Origin of the sequence: Pseudophaeobacter sp. (assembly GCF_039971195.1) — a bacterium.
Lineage (GTDB): Bacteria > Pseudomonadota > Alphaproteobacteria > Rhodobacterales > Rhodobacteraceae > Pseudophaeobacter.
The window spans coordinates 1-6,002 of sequence record NZ_JBDWPJ010000132.1; the positions used below are offsets into that span (position 1 = coordinate 1).

Consider the following 6,002-nt stretch of genomic DNA (forward strand, 5'->3'; position numbering starts at 1 on the left):
CCGTGCCGCGCACCACCGGGTAGACCACAGTATAGCTGCCCTTGGTATAGGCCAGCGCCTGCAACACCTTATAGGCCACGTGTATCACCCAGACCACGGAAAAGATTGGCCACATATGGGGCTCGGGCCAGGGCACCACAAAGAGGGCAAAGGGAGCGGCCATCAACCCATAGGAGGCATCAATGGCCCCGCGCGACAGCCAGGGATCATGCTTGCCTTTTTGCAGCGCTCCAAAGACCGCATGTAAAAAGGCCGCCATAAGGGCCAGCCAGAGCGCCGCCTGATGGCCTGCTTCTGTGCCCTCAAGGGAGATTAGCCAGTCGCTCATATTCCAGGTCTATTCCTTGTGGCTGTTGTGGTGTCTCGGGGGTTTTCCACCCCCAAACCCCCGGAGGATATTTTTGGCCAAATGAAACGATAGGGAAGCTGATCTGGCTCGCGGCGCATCTTTAGCTGTTGTCTAGGCCGGTCAGGGCAGCGGCGAATTCTTCGGGATCAAAGGGGGCGAGGTCGTCGATTTGTTCACCGACGCCGATGGCATGGATTGGCAGGCCGAACCTATCTGCCAGCGCCACCAGCACACCGCCCTTGGCAGTGCCGTCCAATTTGGTCATCACCAACCCGGATACATCGGCCAGGTCCTGGAATGTCTTTACCTGGCTGAGCGCATTCTGGCCGGTGGTGGCATCTAGTACCAGCAGAGTATTATGCGGCGCGGTCTCATCTTTTTTACGAATGACGCGAATGATCTTGGCCAATTCTTCCATCAGGTCGGCCCGGTTCTGCAGACGACCGGCGGTATCGATCATCAACAAATCGGCGCCCTCTTCCTGGGCGCGAGTCATGGCGTCATAGGCGAGGCTGGCGGGATCAGAGCCTTCCGGAGCAGTCAACACAGGTACGCCAGCGCGATCGCCCCAGACCTGAAGCTGCTCTACGGCGGCGGCGCGAAAGGTATCCCCTGCGGCAATCACCACGTTTTTGCCTGCCGCTTTGAACTGGCTGGCCAGTTTGCCAATGGTGGTGGTCTTGCCAGAGCCATTGACCCCCACCACCAGAACCACCTGTGGGCGGTGGGCATAGATTGGCATCGGCTTGGCCACCTGCTCCATCACCCTTGCAATTTCCGCCGCCAACAATTCCTTGATCTCACGGGCCGAGAGTTTTTTGCCCAGGCGTCCTTCGGCCATATTGGAAGTCACCCGCAGGGCGGTATCGACGCCCATGTCGGCAGCAATCAACAGCTCTTCGAGCTGCTCCAGCATGTCATCGTCCAGGGTACGGCGCTGTTCGGAACTGCTCCCGCGTCCCATCAGACGCCCTAGAATACCAGAGGATTTTTCTGTCTGAGCCTCAGCGGGGGTATCTTTGATCGCGGTTGCTGCAGGGGCCGTTGGTGAGGCCGCCACCGGCTGCTCCTCAAGAGGCGCTTCCAGCGGCGCAGGTGGCTCTGTCTCGGCGGCCTCCTCGACAATAGCTTCCAGCCCCTCGTCCAGCTTGGATGAGGATTTGAACAAACGCTCTTTGAGCTTTGAGAAAAACGCCATCAGGGCCTCCGCAACAGGGTTTCCCCATCACCTAATGCGGATTGCACCGGGTTGCAAAGCGGATGCGGGATTTGTGTTAGGAAAAAGACAGATAAAACCCGGCCTGTGCTCCCCAATAAAGCGGCCAGATCGCATAGGGCGTGTAGCGGCGCAAAGGGTGATCCGAGCGCAGGACAAAGGTTTCAAAGGCCAGAACCACGTCTGATGCCATAAAGGCCAGGGCGGCAAGGAGCACCCAAAGAGCAGCCCCATCACTCAGGCTCAGGGCGGCCAGCCCCATGGAGAGGATGATCGGAATATAGATCAGAACCGGGATCTTCAATTCGCCAGCCTTCGGCGCCAGGACCCAGGCCATGACCAGTCCCAGCCCGAGAATGGCACAGGTCAGCCCCAAAGCAGGCAGCGCCCAGATCTGGCTCAGATCACTGCCGGCCTGGCCCAGGAACAGTACCACATAGGCTAGGTGGCCCAGCGCAAAGGCACCAATTCCTGCCATGAAGGCTTGCTCGCCCTCCAAAGACAAAAAGAAATCTCCCAGGGCACAGAGCGCCAGCCCCAGCACCAACCACAGCGGCGCGCCTGCGATCAGCGCCGCCAGCCCAAGCAGGGCAACAGAAGTGGTTTTGAGGAAACTGCGCAGGGCACTGGGGTCGCGGGCGGTAAAAACGAGATAGCTCAATGCAGCCAAAGTGGCCATCAGCTCAAGGATTTGTAGCACTGTCACCTGGTGTTCTCCCATCTGTCGCAAACGCGTTCGCCCATGCTTGCCGCGCATGGCGGGCCTTTTCAAATGAAACGCCGGGGAAGCTGGAGTGGCACGACCGGCAGCGCCAACACGAAACAGGCTACCAGGCCAAATGTTTGGCCTCCAGGCCGCCTCTCTGTCACACTCTGCCTATGCGACGGTTTTTGATTCTCTTTTTCTATCTCTTGACCCTGCCATTGTCGGCCCAGGCGGCTGAGCCTTTGAGCGCCGAGGAGTTCGACCGCTACACCCAGGGCAAAACCCTGTTTTATGGCTTTGACGGCACCGCCTATGGGGTTGAACGCTACCTGCCTGACCGCCGCGTCATTTGGTCCTTTCTGGACGGGCGCTGCCAAGAGGGCAGCTGGTACGAAGAGGCTGGCCAGATCTGTTTTGTCTATGAGGACAACAGTGGGCCGCAATGCTGGAGCTTCGCGCTTACGCCAAATGGGCTCAATGCGCGGTTTCAGAACGACCCCCAGGCAACTGAGCTATATGAATCAGGTGACATTGACGAAGAAATGCTCTGCCTTGGTCCAGAGGTCGGTGTTTAGCCCCGTTGCTCTACTACCGCGCAATGCTTCCCATTTTTACGACCGGGTCTCTAGGCTTTGGCAGGTCCTTTCAGCGCAACCTGCCCATCGGCAAATTCGATCTGCAGCGTTGATGCTGCCTCGGCAGCAGCCCGTGTTGTGACAAGGGCATCACCACTGCGCACCACCGCATAGCCACGCGCGAGCGTCGCCTTGTAGCTCAGAATATCAAGCTGACGTCCCGTGGCAACCAACTGCTGCCGCTGGCGTTCAACCCGCAGGCTCTGTGCCGCCGTCAGTCGTGTTGCTACCTTGGCCAGATCCGCCTTTTGACGGGAAATCTCGCGCGCAATTGGAGTAAGAGATAGCTTGGCAGAAGCTGTTTCCAAATCACTACGCCTGCCTTGAACCAGGCCACGCAGCGTGGCAGGCCGCAGCCCGGCAGCGGCTTCACTCAAAGACACCCGCCGCCGTTGCACCCCGGCCATCAGGGCCCGAGGCAAATTGTAAGAGACCTGATCAAAGCGCTGCCGTGGCGTTTCCAGCAGGCTTTCGGGACGGGGCATCGCCCGCGACAGATCATTCAGACGCTGGCGGCGCATCTGCACCGCCTGGCCTGCACCGCGCAACAGCCGCGTGCCTTGATCTTCGACCCAGGCCATCAGCTCCAGCCGCACCGGCACCGCCAGTTCAGCAGCAGCCGTTGGCGTTGGCGCCCGCTTGTCCGAAACGAAATCAATCAGGGTGGTATCAGTCTCGTGACCAACGGCTGAGATCAGCGGGATCTGCGAGGCCGCAGCCGCCCGCGCCACCACCTCTTCGTTGAACCCCCAAAGATCCTCGATGGCACCGCCCCCTCGGGCCACGATGATCAGATCCGGGCGCGGCAGGGCGCCGCCTGGCGTCATCCGGTTGAAACCTTCGATGGCATGGGCCACCTCGGGGGCGCAGTTGCTGCCCTGCACTGCCACCGGCCAGACCAGCACCTTGCGCGGGAAGCGCTCGCGCAACCGATGAAGAATGTCGCGGATCACCGCCCCAGAGGGCGATGTCACCACGCCAATGATGTGGGGCAGATAGGGCAAAGGCTTTTTGCGTTCATTGGCAAATAGCCCTTCGGATTCGAGCTGCTTCTTGCGTTTTTCCAAAAGCGCCATCAGCGCGCCCTGCCCGGCAACCGCCACCTCATCGACGTTCATGTTGTATTTTGACTGCGCCCCAAAGGCCGTGAGCCGCCCGGTGACAACCACCTCCAGCCCTTCTTCGGGGACCACCGCAAGGCTGGAAATTTGCCCCTTCCAGGTGGTGCAGGCCAGTACCGAGCGGTCATCTTTGATATCATAGTAAAGATGACCCGAGCGCGCCTTGAAGACCCGGCCAACCTCGCCACGTACCCGAATGCGGCCAAAGGTGCCTTCCAGCGTGCGCTTCACCTCACCGGAAATCTCCGAAACGCTGAACTCAGGCGCGTTCTGGCCGGGGGTAGGATCATCAAATAGGTCGGACAAACGCGTATGCCTCCAGCGATCTCTCGCATATTCGTATTGATTTACACGGTATCTACTACTGCGATGGCTCTGGGAGGCCAATAGTTGAAAATCTCAATCTCCGCCGCAGCTGCTACAACTTGACCCGTTGGTTTCGTGCTCGGACCCGATACCGGATGCTCGGAAAAAGGGCAGCTCCCCCCAGAAGGACAGAGCATAAACGCTCCCTAAGGCGGCGGCGATGTAGATGGCCATCGGCTCTTTGGCAAGAAAACCAATCAGCCCCACCAATAAAGCAAACAACAGGTAAATGGTATCTGGTGCCTTGCGTGCCGAAGTAGGCCAGTGATCATAGGGGGGTGAGAAGCCAAATTCTTTTCGATACAAGGCCAGCGTAGCGGCGTAATCAGGATGCTCATGAAACGCGCCTTGACCTGGGGTATGATGCAATTTGCTTCCCAGGGTCTCGCCACAAAAGCGCTCCCAGTAATCCCTCGTCAGAGTGAGATGCAGATGCCAGGCCTTATCCACCCGAGGTGAAGGAACAAGAGGCTGATCCGCAACCTGGGTCAGATAGGCAAAACGCCTGTATTCATCAATGACATCTTCGGCCAGGCTCCGCGTGAATTTAGTGTCGCGTCGCAAGAGATCGACAAAGGTCATTCCACCTTCAAGTGTAGGAAGGTCATACTCGGAAATCCGATCCCACAAATCAGGTTTGCTCAAATGCGACATCTCTGAATGCGTCCCTTGCCTGTTTCCGCTTCAACTACTAGACCTCGCACAAAGCTTAGCAAGTGGAGAGTGACTTGAATATCCTTATCCTCGGCAGCGGCGGGCGTGAACATGCCTTGGCTTGGGCTGTGATGCAGAATCCAAAATGCGACAAGCTGATCGTAGCACCGGGCAATGCCGGTATCGCCCAGATCGCCGAATGCGCCAGTCTCGATATCATGGACGGGGCCGCCGTGACCGTCTTTGTCGAAGAAAACGCCATTGGCTTTGTCATCATCGGCCCCGAAGCGCCGCTGGCAGCGGGCGTTGCGGATCGCTTGCGCGACGCAGGCGTCATGGTCTTTGGCCCCTCCGAGGCCGCAGCGCGGCTGGAAGCCTCCAAAAGCTTCACCAAGGAAGTCTGCGACGCTGCACAGGCGCCGACGGCAGGCTATGGCCATTTCACCGACGCAGAAGCCGCCAAGGCCCATATCCGCCAGCATGGCGCGCCAACAGTGGTCAAGGCGGATGGTCTGGCCGCCGGCAAGGGCGTGATCATCGCCATGACCGAAGAGGAGGCGCTGGCCGCAATTGACGACATGTTCGGCGGTGCCTTTGGCGGCGCTGGCGCCGAGGTGGTGATCGAAGAGTTCATGGAAGGCGAGGAGGCCTCGCTTTTTGTCCTGGTCGACGGTGAAGAAGTGTTGTCGATTGGATCCGCCCAGGATCACAAACGTGTGGGCGAAGGCGATACCGGACCAAACACCGGTGGCATGGGGGCCTACTCCCCGGCGCCCGTGCTCAGCGCCGAGATCGAAACCAAGGCCATGGAAGAAATTGTCAAACCCACAATGAAAGTCATGGCAGAGCGCGGCATGCCCTATCAAGGCGTGCTTTATGCCGGGCTGATGATCAAGGACGGTCAGCCGCGCCTGGTGGAATATAACGTGCGCTTTGGCGATCCCGAATGTCAGGT

6 protein-coding genes and 1 pseudogene are annotated in these 6,002 nt (G+C 59.0%); 2 read left to right on the forward strand and 5 right to left on the reverse strand.

Going from position 1 to position 6,002, the window contains the following annotated elements; all coding sequences use genetic code 11:
- From ABJP42_RS11585 to ABJP42_RS11595, 3 genes and pseudogenes are all read right to left on the reverse strand, one after another.
- A pseudogene (locus ABJP42_RS11585) lies at nt 1–328 on the reverse strand (multidrug transporter); the annotation flags it as partial.
- Nucleotides 329–449: 121 nt separating this feature from the next.
- A complete protein-coding gene (gene ftsY, locus ABJP42_RS11590; protein WP_348340468.1) occupies nt 450–1,547 on the reverse strand; it encodes a signal recognition particle-docking protein FtsY in 1,098 nt (365 codons plus the stop codon).
- Between the two features lie 76 nt (nt 1,548–1,623).
- Nucleotides 1,624–2,271 carry a lysoplasmalogenase family protein gene (locus ABJP42_RS11595; protein WP_490363217.1) on the reverse strand — a complete coding sequence of 216 codons (648 nt, stop codon included), beginning with the start codon at nt 2,269–2,271 and terminating at the stop codon, nt 1,624–1,626.
- A 173-nt stretch (nt 2,272–2,444) separates the two neighbouring features.
- Between ABJP42_RS11595 and ABJP42_RS11600 the strand changes: the two genes are divergently transcribed.
- A complete protein-coding gene (locus tag ABJP42_RS11600; RefSeq protein ID WP_348340470.1) occupies nt 2,445–2,846 on the forward strand; it encodes a hypothetical protein in 402 nt (133 codons plus the stop codon).
- Between the two features lie 50 nt (nt 2,847–2,896).
- Here ABJP42_RS11600 and xseA read toward each other — a convergent pair whose 3' ends face one another.
- Together xseA and ABJP42_RS11610 are read right to left on the reverse strand one after the other, a co-directional pair.
- Nucleotides 2,897–4,333, reverse strand: a complete 1,437-nt coding sequence (xseA, locus tag ABJP42_RS11605) for an exodeoxyribonuclease VII large subunit (RefSeq protein ID WP_348340472.1) — start codon at nt 4,331–4,333, stop codon at nt 2,897–2,899.
- 93 nt (nt 4,334–4,426) lie between these two features.
- Complete coding sequence (locus ABJP42_RS11610; protein ID WP_348340474.1) at nt 4,427–5,047, reverse strand: glycine-rich domain-containing protein; 621 nt, start codon at nt 5,045–5,047, stop codon at nt 4,427–4,429.
- Nucleotides 5,048–5,121: 74 nt separating this feature from the next.
- Between ABJP42_RS11610 and purD the strand changes: the two genes are divergently transcribed.
- A partial coding sequence (gene purD, locus ABJP42_RS11615) for a phosphoribosylamine--glycine ligase (RefSeq protein WP_348340476.1) occupies nt 5,122–6,002 on the forward strand: 881 nt, incomplete at its 3' end.